Below are 18,550 nucleotides of genomic sequence, written 5' to 3'. Positions count from 1 at the left end.
GTGACAAGTTAATAATTCGGTAGGAGATTTGGAGAGACCACAACACGCTATAGAGGCGAAATCTATAGCGGAGTTTGTGGTCTCTTTTTTCGTTATCAAAGGGAGGAATTACCATGAAATTTTCAAGTAAACAACGTAAAGACGTATTAAACGGAGTAAATAAACAAGAATTAGATGTGATCGTAATTGGTGGAGGTATTACTGGTTCTGGTATTGCATTAGATGGAGCAACACGCGGGTTATCAACAATTGTGTTTGAAATGCAGGACTTTGCAGCAGGTACATCAAGTCGTTCAACGAAGCTTGTACACGGTGGTCTACGTTATTTAAAACAACTTGAAGTGAAAATGGTAGCAGAGGTGGGTAAAGAGCGTGCGATCGTATATGAGAACGGTCCCCATGTAACAACACCAGAGTGGATGTTACTTCCGTTCCATACAGGCGGTACGTTCGGATCATTCAGTACATCAATTGGTCTTCGTGTATACGACTTCTTAGCAGGTGTAAAACGAAGCGAGCGCAGAAAAATGTTTAACCGTGAAGAAACGCTGAAGAAAGAGCCTCTTGTAAAACAAGAAGGATTAAAAGGCGGCGGTTACTACGTAGAATATCGTACAGACGATGCGCGTCTTACAATTGAAGTAATGAAAGAAGCAATTGAGCACGGTGCAAAAGCTGTTAACTATGCAAAAGTAGATAGTTTCTTATATAAAGATGGAAAAGTATGTGGTGTACGTGTAATCGATTTACTAGATGGTGAAGTATACGAAGTTTACGGTAAGAAAATTGTAAACGCAGCTGGTCCTTGGGTAGATACACTTCGTGAAAAAGATAACTCGAAAAAAGGAAAAGTACTTCAGTTATCAAAAGGTGTTCACTTAGTAATTGACCAAAAACGTTTCCCATTAGGGCAAGCAATTTACTTCGATACACCAGATAAACGTATGGTATTCGCGATTCCACGCGGCGGGAAAACTTATGTAGGTACAACAGATACGTTCTATGATAAAGACGCAGCTGTACCACAAATGACAACAGAAGATCGCACATACATCATTAATGCGATTAACTACATGTTCCCAAGCGTAAAAATTACGGAAAAAGACATCGAGTCAAGCTGGGCTGGCGTACGTCCGTTAATTTACGAAGAAGGTAAGAGTGCATCTGAAATTTCTCGTAAAGACGAAATTTGGACTTCTGAATCTGGTTTAATTACAATCGCAGGTGGTAAATTAACTGGATACCGCAAAATGGCTGAAATGGTAGTAGACTACGTAACGAACTTACTACAAAAAGAAGGTCATAGTGCATATCCGAAGAGCACAACGAAACATATGCCAATCTCTGGTGGACATGTAGATGGCTCTAAAGGATTACCAGCATTTATCGCGAAAAAAGCAGGCGAAGGTACGAAATACGGTTTAACGACAGCACAAGCAGAAGAATTCGCGAAATTCTATGGCTCTAACGTTGACGTACTGTTCGAATTAGCGAAAAAACATAAAGACGAAGCGAAAGAATACAACATGCCGCTAGACGTTCTAATCCCACTTGTATACGCAATGGATTACGAAATGACAGCAAAACCAGTCGACTTCTTCGTACGCCGCAGAGGCGCTGTATTCTTCAACATCCACTGGGTATACGAGTGGAAAGAAGCAGTAATCAACTACATGGCTGCAAAACTAGGCTGGAGCAAAGAAGAGCAAATGAAATACACAGCTGAATTAGAGAAAGCATTAACAGACGCTGTCATTCCTGTAGATCAACAAGAGCATGCAGCTGCATTAGCGTAAAATAGAGAAACACCTGAAGAGAAACTCTTTAGGTGTTTTTTATCTTGACTAAAAATAAATAAAATGTGTTACAATGATGGTAGAGTATATAGTATGAATTTTGCATAAAATAAAGAAGACAGAAGCCTGAGAAACTTCTGCCTTTGTAACCTAACTTGCTATTGTGGTGGTAGTAGGTGCGGTTATAAGAAAATTACATTAACGTTTTAGCCGAGAACCGCCCTTACCTTTTCCACGAAGCAGGGTGGTTCTCGCTTTTTTGTATACAGAAATTAGCCACGGACCGACGTATCTTCTACCGATGACAACGCCAGCTCCGGTTAGGATACCGTACATTAATTTCATTACAAACATCGCGATCATATTATCACCTCCCCCTTTTTCGAAATGGAAGAGATGATTGCCACACCTACTAGTTATAGCTTATTAAGTTACAGTTTAATTGTATTATGTTTTAAAATAGGGAACAAGACAAATGGATGAAAAGCCCTAGTTTTAAATGGTTGGGTAGTGTGTAAAGCGTGTTTTGTCATATACAACTTATTTGTGACCGCCTACAAGTTAAGGTTTTCATTCAACCTTGTTAAATAAACAAACATAACTAAAAAATAAGGATAATGATAGCAACGTTCAGATGAAATAAACAACAGAACTAGAAAAGCAGTAGATCAACAATAGCAAGCAGCTGCGTTATGTATAGAAATTCAAATACTATACTTGTATTTTATAACTCGAAAACCTAATATTTAGTTTATTGAGATAAGTGTAATACAAAAAAATAAGATACCGATATGAGGTGTATCATGAAAAAATTAATTACTTACGACCCTGCAATCCAGATGGCATATCTGTATGTAATTCCATTCACTTCAGAAATTGAGATTGAATCAACTGAAGAATTGGAAGAAAATCCGACATTAAATTTAGATATAGATCAATTCGATCGTATAGTGGGGATAGAGTTTTTTGGAGAAAATGCTCGTAAATTAAAAGAATTAACAAATAAGAGTAAAATATATATAAAGAAAACTTCAAATGATAATACATACATATACTCATTTAGACTTTCTCAGGATACTCATTTGCAAAAAGTGTTATTTCATAATATCGTATTTTATTTTTCGGATAAGAAGTATGAAGAATTTATCGGTTTTGATATTATGAAGCCCTCTTTGTATGGCTATGAGATATTAGATTCTTTAAGTGAGTGTTAGGAAGAAGGGGGACCCTGATTAAATGGGTTCTTTTTTATTTAGCGGTTTTTGAAGAAGAATTTCAAAATGAAAGAGCGCCTTGGGAGAAAGACGCTCTTTAGGTGAATGTATTGTAACGACTATTCGGTTTATTATATGTAAGTTGCTGAGGAAGTGTTTTATAAAAAACGTTATTACCCTCTGTATTTTTTTATAAATTTATAAAACTTTTCCATACAGTGCGTCGTCTAATATATGGGAAGGAGGAAATGATGTGGATGAATTAATGATAGAAGCGTTTGAAATAGAAGGTAAGGAACTCCTTATCGATGAAATTATGAACAAGTATGGACAAGAAGTCTTGCAGCTTGTGTATTCATATGTAAACAATAAAGAAATTGCTGAGGATGTAACGCAAGATATATTTATGAAATGCTATAAATCTCTTCATACATACAAAGGGAAGTCGAATGTGAAAACGTGGTTATGGAGAATTGCGATTAATCAATGTAAGGACTATATAAAAAGTTGGTATAACAAAAAGGTGATCGTGACAGAGGATGAATCTGCTTATATGGGGGTTCAAAATGATAGTGTCGAACAAACTGTTATGCAAAATGCGGAGGACCGTGAGCTCGCGTCTGCAGTAATGAATTTACCGATCAAATATCGAGAAGTCATTTATCTATTTTATTATGAAGAATTATCAATTAAAGAGATTGCTACAGTAATAGAGATAAAGGAAAACACGATAAAAACGAGACTGAAAAAAGCGAAGGAGCTTTTGAAGAAAGGATTGGAGGAATAATCAAATGGAAGATCGATTAAAAGGCCTGCGAAAATCAATGGAGAATACAACGTTTAAACATTTGAGTTTTTCTGATCAACATCGAAAGCAGGTGCACGAAAAAATCAATGCTTCGAACGAGAAGGAAGAGGACATCTCGTTAGCGATTTTACAACTCCTCAGTAATGAAAAAACAGGATACGAATTGTCACAGCTGCTACGAGGAAGAGGGATTCGAAAATTCGAAGGAAATGAAGGGTTTTTATATACCGTATTACATCGTCTAGAGCAGAATCGTTTTATTCAATCAAGTTGGGATCATGAAGGAGCCAAATATTATCAATTAAATGATAAAGGAAGAAAGATGCTGCGAAAGGCAGAAAAAAATGCTACGAAGGTACAATTTATACTAAAAGGCTTAGTACAGGAGTGAGGCGGAATTGAATAAAAAAGGGGATCGTTTTGTAAGCGAAGTTACGAATCATATTAAATCAAATGAAGCAAAGAGCTTTGTAGCAACGGAACTAGATTTTCACCTAAAACAGGCGAAGAACACATGGATAGAAAAAGGTTTGAGTGAGGAAGTCGCTGAAAATAAAGCAGTGGAACAAATGGGAAGTCCAATTAAACTAGGGCAAGAACTTAATAAACTTCATAAGCCAAAGGTGGATTGGTTTTTACTTATTTTATTAGTGGCTGCTATGGGATTAGGTTTTTTACCAATAATCGCTTTTGGGCATACGAACGATTTATTAATGAACAAAGTAATTTTTGTAATTCTCGGCATTGCAACAGCTATTGGGATGATGCTGATTGATTACCGAAAATTAGAAAGACTCGGATGGCTGTTTTATACAATTGGAATACTTATCTTGTTAGCTATAAAATGTTTTCCGACGGATTACGTGATTGGGGAAGCGATAATAAAAATTGGCCCCATCAAAATTGACTGTCTAATGACGATACCATTCTTCTTTCTAGCTTGGGCTTCTTTTTTCAATAATAGTAGGTTAAAGTTTATGCATCTTCTCATGTTGTACGTATTTTCTTTATATTTATTTTCAACTACATCAATTCTTTTACCAATTTTCATCTATATTACGATGGTATTCGTTATGCTTTGGTGGAGTAAGTTAGGAAAGAAAACGGCATGGCTCATTACGATTTTACCTATTGTACCATTGATTATTAGGGATCTACTTTCCTGGTCTGCTGTAAAAGAATACCGTATGGCCAGAATTTTAGGATTTTTAAACTCAGAGCATGATCAATGGTATTTACGTTTACAAGAGGCGATGTCATCGGCGGGTTGGTTTGGTACATATGGAAATATAAAGTCTATCCCTGCTGCCCATACTGATTTTGTATTCGCGAGTTTGACTTACTATTATGGATATGTGCTTGCGCTAGTTCTTGTCATTATTCTTTCTCTTTTTGCAGTAAGAATAATGAACATAGCTTATAAAATCAATGATGGCTATGGTAAATTGCTTCTCGTTGGCGGAGTGACTCTTTTTGTAATCCATTTTATTTGTAACGTTGGCATGATCCTCGGCATATTACCACGTTTTTCTATATCATTACCTTTTATTAGCTACGGATTGATACCAACTCTATTTCATGCATTTATAATGGGAATTGTGCTGAGTGTATATCGACGTAAAGATATGTCGTTTAGAATGAGAAAAACACCTTGATACTTATTATAAGTTGCATATAAAGGTATTTATTATTATGATCAAGTACAAACGTAAATAGATAGCAAAAGGGGGTTATGATAAATAACCCTCTTTTCGTGTTTAAATAAGTGCACTTGCTTTTATAGAAGTACATAATTCAGAATGAGAAATTGATTCAGCTAGTTGTTGTAAATAGGCGTATTCTTCCGCATCTTTTTCGGAAGTGTTAGGATCTAGTAAAGGTGAGGATAGAAGTACGTCAATCGTAAGAATGTCTGCATCGTGAGAAGTGATGTGATAACCTGCAAAAACAGGTCATTTTAAGAAATTTAAGTAAGTGCTTGTTTGCATGCGTATCACTATTTTATGTACAATAAAAGAAAAGAAAAGAAAAGAAAAGAAAAGCCTCTTATGAGATGGGGAGAGAACATTTCATGTCCAGCCAACAATTAGTGAATTTACGCATTGGTTTTGCTTTTAAACAATTATTTGGCACAAGTGGAAATGAAGATATTTTAATTGCTTTTTTAAATGCGATGTTACAGGATTCTTTAGAATCACCCATTGTTTCGTTACAATTCGCAAATCCACATTTACACAGGGAACATGAAGAAGATAAGTTATCTATCTTAGATATTTCAGCTACATTAGACACAGGAACAAAAGTCAATGTAGAAATACAACTCAATAATAATCATGATATGATTAAACGCAGTTTATATTATTGGGGAAGGTTATACACAGCTCAACTTCAAAAGGGAATGCCATACAGCTCTCTTCATAAAACAATTACAATCAATTGGTTAAATTTCGTTATGTTTCCTGAATACGAGGCATTCCATACAACAGGAGTTTTATGGAATCGCCAACAACATAAAATGTTGAGTAGTCATATCGAAGTTCACATCGTAGAGATTTCGAAACTTATGCAACAGTGGCGGAATGAACAAGTAAATCCTTGGGAAGATTTGTTTGTTCGTTGGTTATTATTACTTCCGGCAAACGAGGATGAACAACTAACCCAAACATTGGAGGACATTGCGATGAACCAAGATCCGATTTTACAAAAAGCGATGAATAAATGGGAGCGTATGAGTCAAGATTCTTCTTTCCGACAAGCATATGAATATGAGGCAAGAGAGAAAGCTTTGATGGATGAAGCCGCAAAGTTCGCTCATGCTCGTAATGAAGGAAAGAAAGAGGGGATTGAAGAAGGTAAGATTCAATTAATTCGTGGAATGCATAAAAATGGAATGACAATCGAAGATATTGCAAAGTTTACAAATTTACGTTTAGAAGAAATACTAAGCATTTTACAAGTCTAAATGATAAAAAGAACACCTCCATTGAATTTGCATACTTAATATGCGAATTCGGGAGGTGTTTTAATATGTGTCCCGTTTTCGGGGTTCACTTCAATTATCAAGGTGTTTTCATTATAAGCTCAAAACTCTCCGCATCAGCCCCAAGTATAAAAGGACTAACCTCGCCAACGCTATAAAGTTGCAATTCATGCATCGCGCGTGTACAAGCAGTATAGAACAATCTACGAACGCTCTCATCGCTGTATACATCTTTAGAAGCATCGTAAATAATAACAGCATCAAATTCGATACCTTTCGCTAAGTAAGCAGGGATCACGACGATGCCTTGCTCATACTCGGCTGAGTTACTCTTCACGAGTTTAATATTCTCGATATGATTAAGCGCTTCGTAAGCAGCGGCACTTTCGGCTGCAGATTTACATATAATTGCGATCGTATTGTGCTGCTCTTTTTGTAGTTCAGCAACTTTGGCAGTAATATGTTTGTGCAGTTCGCTATCATTTGATACTTTCGTCACTGTAGGTTTCTCACCGTCACGTTCAAAGGCGTGAATGTTCTTGCCTTCCGGTACGAGAGCACGTGTAAATTCAATGATTGGTTTTGTTGAGCGATAGCTACGAGTTAAGTTAATGCCGTTTGTTTCGTCTGGCCCGTATAAATTCGTAAGTGTATCGAAATTCACTGTTTCACTCGCATGGGCAAATATCGCTTGGTTAAAGTCTCCGAGTACCGTCATTCTCGCAGCAGGGAAGAGACGTTTTAAAAACTCGAACTGGAACGGTGAATAATCTTGCGCTTCGTCAACGAGTACGTGTTTAATCGATCTGTTCGTTTGGAAGCCTTCAATTAATTCTTTTAAAAGTAAAAATGGAGTCGCATCCTCGTAATATAACTTTCCTTCATCGAGCATGTTCACCGTTAAGGAGCAAATGTCATCCCATTCTTTCGGTTTTTCTCCCATAACCCATGATGCATCTGTGAAAAGTTGTTTATATATGCCTGTGAAATTGATAAAGCGCAATGTTTGAACACCTTTGCGAAGTGGTTTCAATTTTTTACGGACAATCATACGTCCAAGTACTTTCGCTTCTTTCTCAAAATCGTTAAAGGAGTTGTCGTCGAACTCACCTTTTTTCTGTAAATATTTATAAGCCTTTTGATATTCATCTTTACTAAGTAATTCAATTTCCTCTTCTACCCAAGGCTTTTTCAGTTCTGTTTTTTCAATTTCATCTATTTGTTTATTTAGCCAATCCGTTAACTTTTCAATTCGATTATGGAAACGGAGGGAGGAGTCGGTATTGTAAAATTGCTCTGTAATTTCTTTAGCAGAAACAATTAGCTTTCCTTTAAATTTCATTCCTCTAAATAGCATGCCTGAAGATTCAAGAGATTGTCTGTACGCTCGAATCATCTCGAAAAATTGAGTAGATGCCTTAAATCGGATGCTCGCATTTCTCGTTTTATAGGTAGGGCTATTCGTTTCAGTTAGCATATATTCTAATTGCTCATAAGGATCTTCAACATAAAATGACTTGCTTAGTCTATGGTTTAAATATTCTTGGAATGTCACTTGCTGCATATTTTCTTCGCCGAGTTCAGGTAGTACGTTAGATACGTAGCTATTGAACATAGAGTTAGGGGAGAAGAGAATAATTTGATCCGCTTTTAGCCATTCGCGATATTTATATAGTAAGTAGGCGATTCGTTGCAGGGCAGCTGACGTTTTACCGCTACCAGCAGCTCCTTGCACGATAAGAAGTCGGCCTTCATCGTGACGAATAATTTCATTTTGTTCGCGCTGAATTGTAGCGACGATACTTTGCATATGTTTGTTTGTACCTTTTCCGAGCGCTTGTTGCAAGATCTCATCACCAATTGTAAGGCTCGTATCGAACATAGAATCAATCTCGCCATTTTGAATAATGTATTGTAATTTTTTCTCCACATTGCCGTGAATTACGCCTCCTGGTGTACTGTATTCAGCTGGTCCTGGTGGATAATCGTAGTACACACTTGAAATGGGTGCGCGCCAGTCATATATAAGAAAGTTTTCTCCGCTTGCATCAGTAAGCGTGGCTACACCGATATAAATTTGCTCCGCAGCAGATTCTCCTTCTTCTTTAAAATCAATTCTTCCGAAATAAGGTGCTTTATGCATGCGTCTTAATGCGGCAAGTCGATTAAAGGTGTGCTTATGAGTAATTTGTGTGACAGCTAGTGACTGAGCTTGTTGCCTTAAGTTGATAACTGTTTCCAGATAATCATCAAAAGTATCCGTGTTCACTTTCACATCATCCCAAAAGTGTTTACGAATATTGATTACTTCTGCCCGGCGTCTGCCAGTTTCGTTTTCCAGTTTATCAATTTGCTCCGTAATCGTTTCTATTACGGTATCCAATCGTTTTTGCTCTAAATCAAGTTTTTTGTTCATACGGTAAGCACTCCTTTAAAAGTGAAAAATAGGGGTTGACTGAAGATGTGTTTTGGTGTACAATTAAGATACGGATAAATACGTTCTTTGTATTTTATAAAATGTGTTTCTGTACTAATTTAACATAGTTTTTTAATTTAATCAATGATAATAAGATAAACCTTGGTTCCATGCTACGTGGATCATGGTTTTTTTGTGTTTTAAGAGGGGTTCGCGGTTATTGTCGGTAAGTCGATATAATTGAAAAATCGCTGATATAATTTATTCAAAGGACCAACTATATAATTTCATTTATCGAATCCGGACGTAACGTACCGCAAAAGAGGGAAAATAAAAAAGCTCGGGCTAATCCCGAGCTCTTCATTATTTCTTTTCGTCTTTCTTAGCGTCAGCTTTTTGCTCTTTGAAAAGATCTTTCAAATCTTTATCGTCAACTTTTACGTCAGCTTTTTTGATTTCTTTCATCATAAGGTCGTTCATGAATTCGCCATCTTGTGCTTTCTTTTGAACGATTTCTTTTTTGATGTCAGCTTTAGATTGTTCGAATGATTTTTCTGGCTCTTTAATGTCTGTTACTTTAATGATATGGTAACCGAATTGTGATTTCACAGGTTCGCTTACTTCATCTTTTTTCAGTTTATAAGCAGCCTCTTCGAATTCTTTAACCATTTTGCCAGGTCCGAAGAATCCTAAGTCTCCACCTTTTTCTTTTGAACCAGTATCTTCAGAGTATTGTTTTGCTAACTCTTCGAAAGATTTACCTTGTCCAAGTTCTTCTTTTACCTTTTTCGCAGTTGCTTCATCTTTTACAAGAATGTGGCTTGCTTTAATTTCAGGCTTGTAGTTATCTTTCAATTCTTTATCAGTGATTGTTTTCTCAATAGCTTTTTCTTGCGCTAATTGAGCACGCACACCAGTTTTTAACGTTTCTTCTTTAATACCTTGTTGTTTTAATAGTGTATCGAATTGATCACCGTATTGTTTTTTCATTTCATCGAACTTTTTGTCTACTTCTTTGTCTTCAACTTTGTAGTTTTTAATAAGTACTTTTTCCATAACCATGTTATTTAGTACTTGTTTACCAGCTTGTGTCTTCATTTGCTCGTAGAATTCTTCTTTTGTAATGTCACCAGCTTTAGATGTAACGATTTTGTCTGATGATGATGTTCCACATGCTGATAATGCGATTACACTTGTTGCGGCTAAGGCAAGCATAGCTTTCTTCATTCGATAAACACTCCTACTATTATGTATTTTTAATTTATCCTATACCAATGAATTTTAGTTCATCAGAGCCCGATTAAGTCTCACTGATACTTTTGCTTTTTTGTTGGTAAAGCGCGCTTAACAGGGCTTACCGAGGCTTTAGGATAAAGTTAAGATGCGTGTCATTTATTTCATAGTATAAGCAATATGTACAAAATTTAATATATCATATTTCGACGTGTTTTCATATTGATAAAGAAAAATTAACCAGTACGTGTCAGATTTTGAAGGTGTACCATATTGGGCGTATGCCGCATATACAGAATAGAGGAGGGGATGGGGATGAATTCTCAACTTATTTTATTACTTGTACTGTTTATTTTATTGGTTATAGTAGGTATAATTTGCTTATAGAGGAAAAAAGTGAGGAAGGGGCTTTCCTTCCTCACTTTCCATGAAATATAATTTCTATATAACTAGAAATTAATAAAATTGTTATACATACATTAATAACCCGAAAGACACCGGGTTGGCGGCTCGCAGATATTTGTTTTCGTTCACACAGTGTATGTGTCATGAAATTCGTGTAAAATATAACAAGAAGTGCGAATGCGACAAAAACAACTGTTATAAGTGTCATGAGGCGAGACCTCCTTTTGGCTAAAATACATATACTTTATATATTGTATCATACGATATTTTGTTCGTGTTATAAAATTCAGAAATAGAAGACTTTGTGTTAGAAAGTGAGGGAGAAAATGGACGTTGTTAGAAGATTAGAACAAGCTGAATACTACGTAGACCTACTATTTAAAATGATTGATGAAGAAAAGTGTCCATTTTATTCTTTGATCATAAAGAAAAAAGCTCGTAAAAAAGATGTTGAACGTATACTACATCTTTGTGAAAAGCTGAACGAACAATATGTAGCGGAGAAAGCAGAAGGACTTCTTTTGTTCGATGCGCTGTTAGATCAATTTGAAAAAGCGCTTCCACATCAGCTCGAAGTACACGAAACTGCGGAAGCGCTAGCAAAACAAGGTTTATTCAAACCGCTTATGAATGAATTCTTAAGCATGATTGCGAAAAAGTAAATAGATTACTTCTTAACTAACTTTTGATCGGATTCTGTAAAGTTCTCTTCAATATCTTCTAATGATTTCTCAAAAATATCGATGAAGTCTTGTCCGTAAATGTTACGCAAGATAGCAATCAGTTCGATATTTTCTGGGAACTTCCCATAAAAATTACGAAGTGCAAGAGCCCCATTAAACACTGAATTATTTTCAGGGTCATACTCCTCCATTAAGCGAAGTAGTAATTCTTCCCCTTTGTCTGTAATTTCAATGTACGTATTTCGTTTATCATCTTCTTTTTTCGAGAATACAAGATAGCCACGTTCTTCCAACTTTTTCGAGAAGTTAAACGCAGTTGATACGTGCATAACTCCAAACTTAGCAATCTCAGAAATAGAAGCCCCTTTTAAATGATAAGCGATTGTTAAAATATGATGCTCATTAATGTTTAAATCATAAGGTTTAATCCACATCTGCCAATCTTTCTCTACACATTTCCATAACGCTTTCGATAATTGAGCAATGCGTTGGCTGAAAATCATCGCTTCTTTTACCGAGTAATCTTTTTCTCCACTTTTCATATACTCACCCACTTTAACATTCTTTTTCATTACTATCTATTATGCCAGTAAAATAAAAATTAATAAAGTCTTTTTGTGAGAATTGTGAAAATTTTTTAAAAAAATGACATTCTATACAAATCATGCATAACTATGGAAGCGGTTTATAAGTCGTGAATACATGTGTTGTCCATACATGTTAAGTGATAACATATATTGTAAATGCATAAAAACACGGCATATCTATGTGATATGCCGTGTTAAGGTCAATTTATATAAAAAATATTTGTTATATGCAAAAAACTAAGCAGGAATTTGTTTACGCTTTTTCCGGAACAGCTTCTTGTAGTTTCTCAATTGATTTTTGAATGTCCAAAATCTCTTGCTCAATATGTCGTTTGTTTTGAGAAATATCTTGCTTCCAGTTAGAAAGTGTATCGTGCATGTCGTCTTTTAATTCTTGGAACACTTCTTTACCTTCTGAAGCAGTTTCAACGATTTGACGTTTTAATAATTTTGTATCAGCTGTAATATCAGCTAAAGTCTTTTTAATATCATTTCCTTTTTCTTTTAACTTACCGCGCATGTCTTTGCCAGAAGAAGGAGTTGAGAAAAGAACAGCTAGTCCAGCAACTGCTCCGCCGCAAATGACACCTGTAATAAAGGATTTAGCTTTTGACATAAAAGGAGACCTCCTTATTTTTTGTTCGTATTCATGATGTGAAAAAATATGCATATCTTTAAGACGAGGGAAAGGAAAGTGTGCAGTCCCTGGCATCTTAAGTGGAGAAACAAGCCGTGCCATATTTAATCACTTTAGGAAAGTGGCTTGTTATGTATGACTACTTATTATAGTGTCACTATTTCACGCTATTTGCAATTGTACTTGCGATGTTTTGTAAATTTTCCATTGTGTATTCATTTTGATGTGATTTCCAAACAGCACCGAAACCATCGTTTTCACCGTAGCGTGGAATTAAATGAAGGTGGAAGTGGAACACAGTTTGTCCAGCTTTTTCACCGTTGTTGTTAAGTAGGTTAAAGCCAACTGGATTAAACTCTGCTTTAATCGCATTTGCGATTTTTGGAACGACAGAAAAAATGTGTGATGCGATTTCTGGCGTTAACGCAAAAATGTCTTGTTTGTGAACTTTTGGAATAACAAGAGTATGTCCTTTTGTTACTTGACTAATATCTAAAAATGCAAGCACATGTTCATCTTCGTATACCTTTGAGCAAGGGATTTGCCCATCAATAATTTTACAAAAAATACAATTGTCCGCTGTATGATTCATTGATCTCATCCTTTCAAATATCCTTAGCCGTATTTTACCATAATTACATAAGAGAACAAACACGAAAAACAGGAAGCTGACTCAGCTTCCTGTTTTCTGAAGAGGGATTGAAAAAGCATTATCGTAATTTACGTTTCGCAGACACCTCATTTATTTAAGAAATGCACGGTAAATCGGCTAAAGTTTCTGCCGTAGACACCCCATTTTCAAGTGAAATGAATTGCAATCTTTTATAAAATGAAATTGTTTATTTTTTAAAACAGTATATGCTCTTTCAGAGACACCCCGTTTCGAAAATGAAACAAATGATCTGGTTATGTGTAAATTTCTTTGTCCAACATGGACACCCCATTTCATGATGACTTCACTATGTTGTTGTACTCATCAATAGGTGGTCGCTTTTTCAATGTGTTCCTTCTTCAATAATTATGATGTCCGCTTTCGTAATAATATATGCGAACAAATTTAAATTTTTTTTGAACACATCGATACTATGTAGTACAGCGTAATTTTTGGTAAGATAAATATAGAACGAATATAAATGAAGAAAGTGGTGTCGTATGAGCGAGTTATTGCGTGTAGAAAATGTTACAGGAGGATATACGAAACGACCTGTATTAAAAGATGTTTCGTTCTCTGTGAATAAAGGCGAACTTGTCGGCTTAATCGGTTTAAATGGAGCGGGTAAAAGTACGACGATTAAACATATTATCGGTTTAATGGAACCGAAAAAAGGAACTGTCACAATTAATGGGAAAACAATTCGTGATGATATGACAGCGTACCGTTCTAGTTTTTCGTTCATCCCAGAAACACCAGTATTATATGATGAGCTAACGCTAGAAGAACATTTGAAGTTAACAGCGATGGCTTACGGCGTTGATGAAAAACAATATGAAGAACGTGTAGGACAATTATTACAAGAATTTCGTATGAAAAATCGTTTGAAATGGTTTCCGTCTCATTTCTCAAAAGGGATGAAACAAAAAGTAATGATTATGAGTGCATTTTTAGTGGAGCCATCTCTTTACATTGTGGACGAACCGTTCGTTGGGCTTGATCCGTTAGCGATTCAATCACTCCTTCAAATGATGGATCAAATGAAAAAGAGCGGTGCAGGTATTTTAATGAGTACACATATTTTAGCGACGGCAGAGCGTTATTGTGATTCGTTCATAATTTTGCATCAAGGCGAAGTAAGAGCGAAGGGAACATTATCTGAGCTGCAATCACAGTTTCATATGCCAGGTGCAACGCTAGATGATATTTATATTGCATTAACGAAGGAAGAAGATTATGAATAGCACAGCGTTATGGAAAGAACGATTTCGTCACTTTCTACAAGAAGTTCGTACATATAGTAAATACGTATTTAATGATCATTTAAAATTTATTTTCGTATTCATCATCGGCGCAGGAGCGTATTATTACCAGCAATGGTTACAAACGTTAACACCTTCGTTTCCGACTGCGCTCGTTATGGCAGTGTTACTTGGATTCGTATTAACGGCCGGATCTATTCAAACGTTATTAAAAGAAGCGGATCTCGTTTACTTACTGCCAGTTGAAGAAAAGTTAAAACCATATTTTACAAAGGCGTTTCTTTTTACGTTTATGATTCAGTTGTACATAATCGCAATTGTAGCGGCAGCGCTTGCTCCGTTATACTTCCAGCAAATGAAGCAAACAGGAGCGGCTTACATATGGGTTGTAATCGCGTTTATCATTGTAAAAGCGTGGAATTTATTTGTAGCGTGGGAAAAGTCATTTTTAACAGATCAAAATATACAAAGAGCCGATTGGTTCATTCGCTTTATTTTAAACGCCTTATTTGTGTATTTCCTTGTAGAACGTACTTCCGTTATGTTTATTGGTGGAATCGTCCTTCTCATGGTGTTATACCTTGCGATTATGTATCAAATGGTGAAGGGAAAACCACTAAACTGGGAGTATTTAATTTCTGAAGAAGGTAAGAAGATGATGCTGCTGTACCGCATCGCGAATATGTTCGTTGATGTACCAGCATTAAAAGAGAGAGTAGCACGTAGAAAATGGCTTGATTTTATTCTTTCAATGATCGGCGAAAAGCGTACATATTTATACTTATATACGAGAACTTTCTTAAGATCTGGTAACTATTTCGGCTTATATGTACGCCTGCTCGTTCTTGGAGGAGTTATTCTTTACTTCATTCCGTTTTTATATGGACGATTTATCGTAAGCCTTATCTTCCTATACTTAATCGGTTATCAGCTATTAACTTTATGGAAACATCACCGCATGAAAATTTGGCTTGATTTGTACCCAGTAGGCGGAGAAGAGAAGAAGAAAGATTTCCTTGCTTTATTAAATGCAATTCTTATTACAGGTAGTATTATCTTTACAATCATATTTGCACTTGCGACGAAAGATTTCATAATGACGGGAATTTTATTAGTCGTAAGCATAGTATTTAGTATCGGTTTCGTTTACCAATACGGGGCAAAACGTATTGAGCGTTTAAATTGAAGGGAATGAACCTATGATTACATATGAAGAAAAGGTTATAAAAGAACTGGAGCAGTGGAAAGCTACATTCATGAAAGATTCTTCTATGATGACACGGTTCTCAAAGAAAGTGCAGACGAAAGTACAACAGCTTATTCCGGCGAAAGTACAAAAAGTATTAACGGAAACGATTCGGATGATGGTGCAAACGATTAGCGCCGGATCAAACTTTATAAAGCCGAAATTAAAAGAGACGAACTGGTCATTGCAAAGACGAGACGATGAAGTACGTAAAAAAATGGATGAGTACAAAAAAATAGCAGCGGCAGAAGGAGCAGGGACGGGAGCAGGCGGTATTCTCCTTGGCCTTGCTGACTTTCCGCTTCTACTCGGTATTAAAATTAAATTTTTATTCGATGCAGCAACATTGTACGGATTTGATACGAGCGATAAAGAAGAGCGCCTTTTTATCCTTCACGTTTTCCAGCTTGCCTTTTCAAGTGATGAACACCGAAAAGAAATATGGAAAGCAATCGAAACGTGGGATACAGCAGAAGAAAATCATATGGACTGGGAAAAGTTCCAAACAGAGTACCGAGACTATATCGATTTAGCAAAAATGCTTCAGCTCGTACCAATAATCGGTGCCCCAGTCGGCGCATATGCAAACTATCAATTACTGCAACGACTTGGAGAAGTAACGATGAATTGTTATCGTATGCGATTATTGAATAAGGATTAAAAAGAAAGCATCCTAAATGTGTGATTTAGGATGCTTTTTTGTTTAAATGATTAATGCTTCAAAAGAAGAAGGTATAATTCGGATTGTCTTTTTAGCGTTTTAGGCTGAAATTAGTGGTGGAGGTAGTTGACATGTAATAAGGTAATTATGACTCTAGATGATCTAATCCCCATCCAACAACTGAATAATTTTGCCGTTTACTAATTGAAACAAAGAATTTTCTGTGTTTCTGGTCTTTTATATGACCAGAAACTCGAATCATACCACCACTAACGGCAGGCCTGATATCAACTTTAGTCACTATAACATCAATATTTTCTTTTTTCTTAATATGTTCTATGGCAGCTGTAGCAGCTTTTTCTTTTGTTATATTTCTATCGTGAATAAAGGATGTAGTACAATCTATGGCTAAAAATATAATTGCTAAAATGATTAAAATTATAACCCTTTTCTTTTTTGATTGATCCATATGTATCTCCTTAAATTTCTTTATATTATTTTTTATAAAGAAATAATATAAAACGAATCGTTAACTAATCGTGTTTTAGTTCAAAATTTTTCGTGGTTGAAATGGTACTGATATGATAGTTATTAGCGTATTCAACTGCAACACTAAATTCTTTGTTTTTGTCATCCGTTACATAACCAGATATAAAAATTGTTTGCAGATCATTTGGAGTGAATTTATGTTTAGTAATAGTTACATCTACGTTTTCCTCCTCCTTGAAGTATTTAATAGTTTCTTCTTTAGCTTTATTAATGATTTGTTGTTCCTCATTCTTTTGATCTATCGTACATCCACCTAAAAGGATAAGTGTAAAGATAAAGAATAACCTTATACTATGTTTTTTCACGAATAATCACTCCGTTAATAGTGCGTTATATTCCTCTACAATAAATTTTTATTTTCACTGAACATTGTGTGGTGAAGTATAAAGAAAAGTCACTCTAAAGTGCCCAGATTATTAGTTTTTAAGCTCTAAATTTTTGGTGGTCGAAATAGCGCCGATATGATAATTATTAGCGTATTCAACTGAAGCAGTAAATTCTTTCGTTTTATCATTAGTCACATAGCCTGATATAGAGATAGTTTGAAAATCTTTTGGTCCAAATTTATGATCAGTGATTGTTACATCTAAGTCCTCTGTTTCTTTAAAATATTTAATCGTTACCTCTTCTGCCTTTGTTACTATTTCTTTTTCTTCATTTGTTTTATTATTCATACTGCATCCACCTAAAAGGATAAGTGTAAAGATAAAGAATAATCTTATAGCATGTTTTTTCACGAATAATCACTCCGTTAATAGTGCGTTATATTCCTCTACAATAAATTTTTATCTTCACTGAACATTGTGTGGTGAAGTATAAAGAAAAGCCACTCTAAAGTGCCCAGATTATTAGTTTTTAAGCTCTAAATTTTTGGAGTGAGACATAGAACTTATATGATATTCTCCTCCATCATATTCTTCGTCCATAGAAAAAATCTTATTTTTGTTATCTTTAACATGTCCGTTTATAAAAACTATTTAAAAATCCTTGGGAGCATATAGGAATGATTTAGATGAAAATTATGGGAAGTTAGTATTTTAATTTTAAACTTTTACTTTTAGAAATTGAACCTATCGTGTATTTATCTCCGCTATATTGAATAGTTATATTAAATGTTTTGTCTTTATCATCTTTGACATGCCCAGAGATATAAATGGATTGTAGGTCTTTAGGACCAAACTCATGCCCAGTAATTACTACGTCCAAATCTTGCTTTTCCTTAAAGTATGTAATGGTTGTCGCTTTTGCTTCTTTTACTACTTTTTCTTCATTGTTTTTTTGATCCATAGTACATCCTCCTAAAGTACTTAAAATAAGTATAAATAATAAACAAAAACTAAATTTTTTAATAGTAATATCCATATTTATCCTCCATAAATGTTATCTTAATTATAAGAATATATCAAATGTTGTAGGAGGGA

The 18,550-nt window shown here is 35.3% G+C and carries 21 protein-coding genes and 1 pseudogene; 10 read left to right on the top strand and 12 right to left on the bottom strand.

Annotated features, from left to right (window positions below; translation table 11 throughout):
* Window positions 1–113 precede the first annotated feature (113 nt).
* Window positions 114–1,796 carry an aerobic glycerol-3-phosphate dehydrogenase gene (gene glpD / locus ACTFRS_RS19035; RefSeq protein WP_000672816.1) on the top strand — a complete coding sequence of 561 codons (1,683 nt, stop codon included), beginning with the start codon at window positions 114–116 and terminating at the stop codon, window positions 1,794–1,796.
* A gap of 198 nt (window positions 1,797–1,994) precedes the next feature.
* On the opposite strand, the gene ACTFRS_RS19030 is transcribed toward glpD, so the two are convergent.
* On the bottom strand, window positions 1,995–2,159 hold the full coding sequence (locus ACTFRS_RS19030; RefSeq protein WP_000561155.1) for a hypothetical protein: 165 nt from the start codon (window positions 2,157–2,159) through the stop codon (window positions 1,995–1,997).
* Window positions 2,160–2,599: 440 nt separating this feature from the next.
* Between ACTFRS_RS19030 and ACTFRS_RS19025 the strand changes: the two genes are divergently transcribed.
* The 4 genes from ACTFRS_RS19025 (at window position 2,600) to ACTFRS_RS19010 (ending at window position 5,473) form a co-directional block, all read left to right on the top strand.
* Window positions 2,600–3,010, top strand: coding sequence for a DUF2283 domain-containing protein (locus ACTFRS_RS19025; protein WP_070805415.1), 411 nt, complete (start codon window positions 2,600–2,602; stop codon window positions 3,008–3,010).
* Window positions 3,011–3,263: 253 nt separating this feature from the next.
* Window positions 3,264–3,797 carry a sigma-70 family RNA polymerase sigma factor gene (locus ACTFRS_RS19020; protein ID WP_440023410.1) on the top strand — a complete coding sequence of 178 codons (534 nt, stop codon included), beginning with the start codon at window positions 3,264–3,266 and terminating at the stop codon, window positions 3,795–3,797.
* 4 nt (window positions 3,798–3,801) lie between these two features.
* Entirely contained in the window at window positions 3,802–4,209 is a 408-nt protein-coding gene (locus ACTFRS_RS19015; RefSeq protein WP_270822072.1) for a PadR family transcriptional regulator, read from the top strand.
* A gap of 7 nt (window positions 4,210–4,216) precedes the next feature.
* Entirely contained in the window at window positions 4,217–5,473 is a 1,257-nt protein-coding gene (locus ACTFRS_RS19010; protein WP_440023411.1) for an FtsW/RodA/SpoVE family cell cycle protein, read from the top strand.
* 102 nt (window positions 5,474–5,575) lie between these two features.
* Here the strand turns inward: ACTFRS_RS19010 and ACTFRS_RS19005 are convergent.
* Window positions 5,576–5,770, bottom strand: a pseudogene (locus ACTFRS_RS19005) (hypothetical protein); the annotation flags it as partial.
* Between the two features lie 119 nt (window positions 5,771–5,889).
* On the opposite strand from ACTFRS_RS19005, the gene ACTFRS_RS19000 reads away from it, so the two are divergent.
* Window positions 5,890–6,780: an Rpn family recombination-promoting nuclease/putative transposase gene (locus ACTFRS_RS19000; RefSeq protein WP_440023413.1), complete on the top strand. Its 891-nt coding sequence runs from the start codon at window positions 5,890–5,892 to the stop codon at window positions 6,778–6,780.
* 97 nt (window positions 6,781–6,877) lie between these two features.
* Here ACTFRS_RS19000 and helD read toward each other — a convergent pair whose 3' ends face one another.
* The 3 genes from helD to ACTFRS_RS18985 all read right to left on the bottom strand — a co-directional run bounded on the left by helD (window position 6,878) and on the right by ACTFRS_RS18985 (window position 11,060).
* Window positions 6,878–9,214 (bottom strand): RNA polymerase recycling motor HelD, encoded by a 2,337-nt coding sequence (gene helD, locus ACTFRS_RS18995; protein ID WP_440023415.1) that lies wholly within the window; start codon window positions 9,212–9,214, stop codon window positions 6,878–6,880.
* A 363-nt stretch (window positions 9,215–9,577) separates the two neighbouring features.
* The gene (prsA, locus tag ACTFRS_RS18990) at window positions 9,578–10,441 is read right to left on the bottom strand and encodes a peptidylprolyl isomerase PrsA (protein WP_000710071.1); all 864 of its coding nucleotides are present in this window, start codon (window positions 10,439–10,441) and stop codon (window positions 9,578–9,580) included.
* 424 nt (window positions 10,442–10,865) lie between these two features.
* Window positions 10,866–11,060 (bottom strand): hypothetical protein, encoded by a 195-nt coding sequence (locus tag ACTFRS_RS18985; RefSeq protein ID WP_000172692.1) that lies wholly within the window; start codon window positions 11,058–11,060, stop codon window positions 10,866–10,868.
* Between the two features lie 118 nt (window positions 11,061–11,178).
* On the opposite strand from ACTFRS_RS18985, the gene ACTFRS_RS18980 reads away from it, so the two are divergent.
* Window positions 11,179–11,514: a DUF1878 family protein gene (locus ACTFRS_RS18980; RefSeq protein ID WP_000383660.1), complete on the top strand. Its 336-nt coding sequence runs from the start codon at window positions 11,179–11,181 to the stop codon at window positions 11,512–11,514.
* 5 nt (window positions 11,515–11,519) lie between these two features.
* On the opposite strand, the gene ACTFRS_RS18975 is transcribed toward ACTFRS_RS18980, so the two are convergent.
* The 3 genes from ACTFRS_RS18975 to ACTFRS_RS18965 all read right to left on the bottom strand — a co-directional run bounded on the left by ACTFRS_RS18975 (window position 11,520) and on the right by ACTFRS_RS18965 (window position 13,351).
* Complete coding sequence (locus tag ACTFRS_RS18975) at window positions 11,520–12,077, bottom strand: HTH-type transcriptional regulator Hpr (protein WP_000834918.1); 558 nt, start codon at window positions 12,075–12,077, stop codon at window positions 11,520–11,522.
* A 298-nt stretch (window positions 12,078–12,375) separates the two neighbouring features.
* Window positions 12,376–12,738, bottom strand: a complete 363-nt coding sequence (locus ACTFRS_RS18970; RefSeq protein WP_000030301.1) for a YtxH domain-containing protein — start codon at window positions 12,736–12,738, stop codon at window positions 12,376–12,378.
* Window positions 12,739–12,916: 178 nt separating this feature from the next.
* Window positions 12,917–13,351 carry an HIT family protein gene (locus tag ACTFRS_RS18965; protein ID WP_001016840.1) on the bottom strand — a complete coding sequence of 145 codons (435 nt, stop codon included), beginning with the start codon at window positions 13,349–13,351 and terminating at the stop codon, window positions 12,917–12,919.
* A gap of 560 nt (window positions 13,352–13,911) precedes the next feature.
* Here ACTFRS_RS18965 and ecsA point away from each other — a divergent pair.
* Genes ecsA through ecsC form a run of 3 tightly spaced genes read left to right on the top strand, consistent with a single transcriptional unit; the run spans window position 13,912 to window position 16,580 of the window.
* Window positions 13,912–14,655, top strand: coding sequence for an ABC transporter ATP-binding protein EcsA (ecsA, locus tag ACTFRS_RS18960; protein WP_001292602.1), 744 nt, complete (start codon window positions 13,912–13,914; stop codon window positions 14,653–14,655).
* On the top strand, window positions 14,648–15,859 hold the full coding sequence (gene ecsB / locus ACTFRS_RS18955; protein WP_139868848.1) for an ABC transporter permease EcsB: 1,212 nt from the start codon (window positions 14,648–14,650) through the stop codon (window positions 15,857–15,859). Before ecsA ends, ecsB begins: the two co-directional genes overlap by 8 nt.
* A 13-nt stretch (window positions 15,860–15,872) precedes the next feature.
* Window positions 15,873–16,580, top strand: coding sequence for an ecs operon protein EcsC (gene ecsC, locus ACTFRS_RS18950; RefSeq protein WP_113742585.1), 708 nt, complete (start codon window positions 15,873–15,875; stop codon window positions 16,578–16,580).
* A gap of 145 nt (window positions 16,581–16,725) precedes the next feature.
* Here ecsC and ACTFRS_RS18945 read toward each other — a convergent pair whose 3' ends face one another.
* The 4 genes from ACTFRS_RS18945 to ACTFRS_RS18930 form a co-directional block, all read right to left on the bottom strand.
* Window positions 16,726–17,049 (bottom strand): hypothetical protein, encoded by a 324-nt coding sequence (locus ACTFRS_RS18945; RefSeq protein ID WP_440023417.1) that lies wholly within the window; start codon window positions 17,047–17,049, stop codon window positions 16,726–16,728.
* A gap of 64 nt (window positions 17,050–17,113) precedes the next feature.
* Window positions 17,114–17,434 (bottom strand): DUF1433 domain-containing protein, encoded by a 321-nt coding sequence (locus ACTFRS_RS18940; protein WP_440023418.1) that lies wholly within the window; start codon window positions 17,432–17,434, stop codon window positions 17,114–17,116.
* 111 nt (window positions 17,435–17,545) lie between these two features.
* Complete coding sequence (locus ACTFRS_RS18935; RefSeq protein WP_440023420.1) at window positions 17,546–17,803, bottom strand: DUF1433 domain-containing protein; 258 nt, start codon at window positions 17,801–17,803, stop codon at window positions 17,546–17,548.
* A gap of 355 nt (window positions 17,804–18,158) precedes the next feature.
* The gene (locus ACTFRS_RS18930; RefSeq protein WP_000372301.1) at window positions 18,159–18,416 is read right to left on the bottom strand and encodes a hypothetical protein; all 258 of its coding nucleotides are present in this window, start codon (window positions 18,414–18,416) and stop codon (window positions 18,159–18,161) included.
* Between the last annotated feature and the right edge of the window lie 134 nt (window positions 18,417–18,550).

The sequence above is a fragment of the Bacillus cereus group sp. MYBK139-1 genome, from assembly GCF_051916915.1.
GTDB lineage: Bacteria > Bacillota > Bacilli > Bacillales > Bacillaceae_G > Bacillus_A > Bacillus_A pacificus.
The sequence above is the reverse complement of the archived record's forward strand: the minus strand, read 5'-3'. Positions and strand labels throughout refer to the sequence as shown.

Coding starts and splice junctions, on each gene's coding strand:
- ACTFRS_RS18975 (WP_000834918.1), bottom strand. CDS start 12,077: ATGAAAAGTGGAGAAAAAGATTACTCGGTAAAAGAAGCGATGATTTTC.
- ACTFRS_RS19015 (WP_270822072.1), top strand. CDS start 3,802: ATGGAAGATCGATTAAAAGGCCTGCGAAAATCAATGGAGAATACAACG.
- ecsC (WP_113742585.1), top strand. CDS start 15,873: ATGATTACATATGAAGAAAAGGTTATAAAAGAACTGGAGCAGTGGAAA.
- ecsB (WP_139868848.1), top strand. CDS start 14,648: ATGAATAGCACAGCGTTATGGAAAGAACGATTTCGTCACTTTCTACAA.
- ACTFRS_RS18930 (WP_000372301.1), bottom strand. CDS start 18,416: ATGGATCAAAAAAACAATGAAGAAAAAGTAGTAAAAGAAGCAAAAGCG.
- ACTFRS_RS18985 (WP_000172692.1), bottom strand. CDS start 11,060: ATGACACTTATAACAGTTGTTTTTGTCGCATTCGCACTTCTTGTTATA.
- ACTFRS_RS18980 (WP_000383660.1), top strand. CDS start 11,179: ATGGACGTTGTTAGAAGATTAGAACAAGCTGAATACTACGTAGACCTA.
- ACTFRS_RS18970 (WP_000030301.1), bottom strand. CDS start 12,738: ATGTCAAAAGCTAAATCCTTTATTACAGGTGTCATTTGCGGCGGAGCA.
- ACTFRS_RS19025 (WP_070805415.1), top strand. CDS start 2,600: ATGAAAAAATTAATTACTTACGACCCTGCAATCCAGATGGCATATCTG.
- ACTFRS_RS19030 (WP_000561155.1), bottom strand. CDS start 2,159: ATGATCGCGATGTTTGTAATGAAATTAATGTACGGTATCCTAACCGGA.
- helD (WP_440023415.1), bottom strand. CDS start 9,214: ATGAACAAAAAACTTGATTTAGAGCAAAAACGATTGGATACCGTAATA.
- ecsA (WP_001292602.1), top strand. CDS start 13,912: ATGAGCGAGTTATTGCGTGTAGAAAATGTTACAGGAGGATATACGAAA.
- glpD (WP_000672816.1), top strand. CDS start 114: ATGAAATTTTCAAGTAAACAACGTAAAGACGTATTAAACGGAGTAAAT.
- ACTFRS_RS18935 (WP_440023420.1), bottom strand. CDS start 17,803: ATGAATAATAAAACAAATGAAGAAAAAGAAATAGTAACAAAGGCAGAA.
- ACTFRS_RS18965 (WP_001016840.1), bottom strand. CDS start 13,351: ATGAATCATACAGCGGACAATTGTATTTTTTGTAAAATTATTGATGGG.
- ACTFRS_RS18945 (WP_440023417.1), bottom strand. CDS start 17,049: ATGGATCAATCAAAAAAGAAAAGGGTTATAATTTTAATCATTTTAGCA.
- prsA (WP_000710071.1), bottom strand. CDS start 10,441: ATGAAGAAAGCTATGCTTGCCTTAGCCGCAACAAGTGTAATCGCATTA.
- ACTFRS_RS19000 (WP_440023413.1), top strand. CDS start 5,890: ATGTCCAGCCAACAATTAGTGAATTTACGCATTGGTTTTGCTTTTAAA.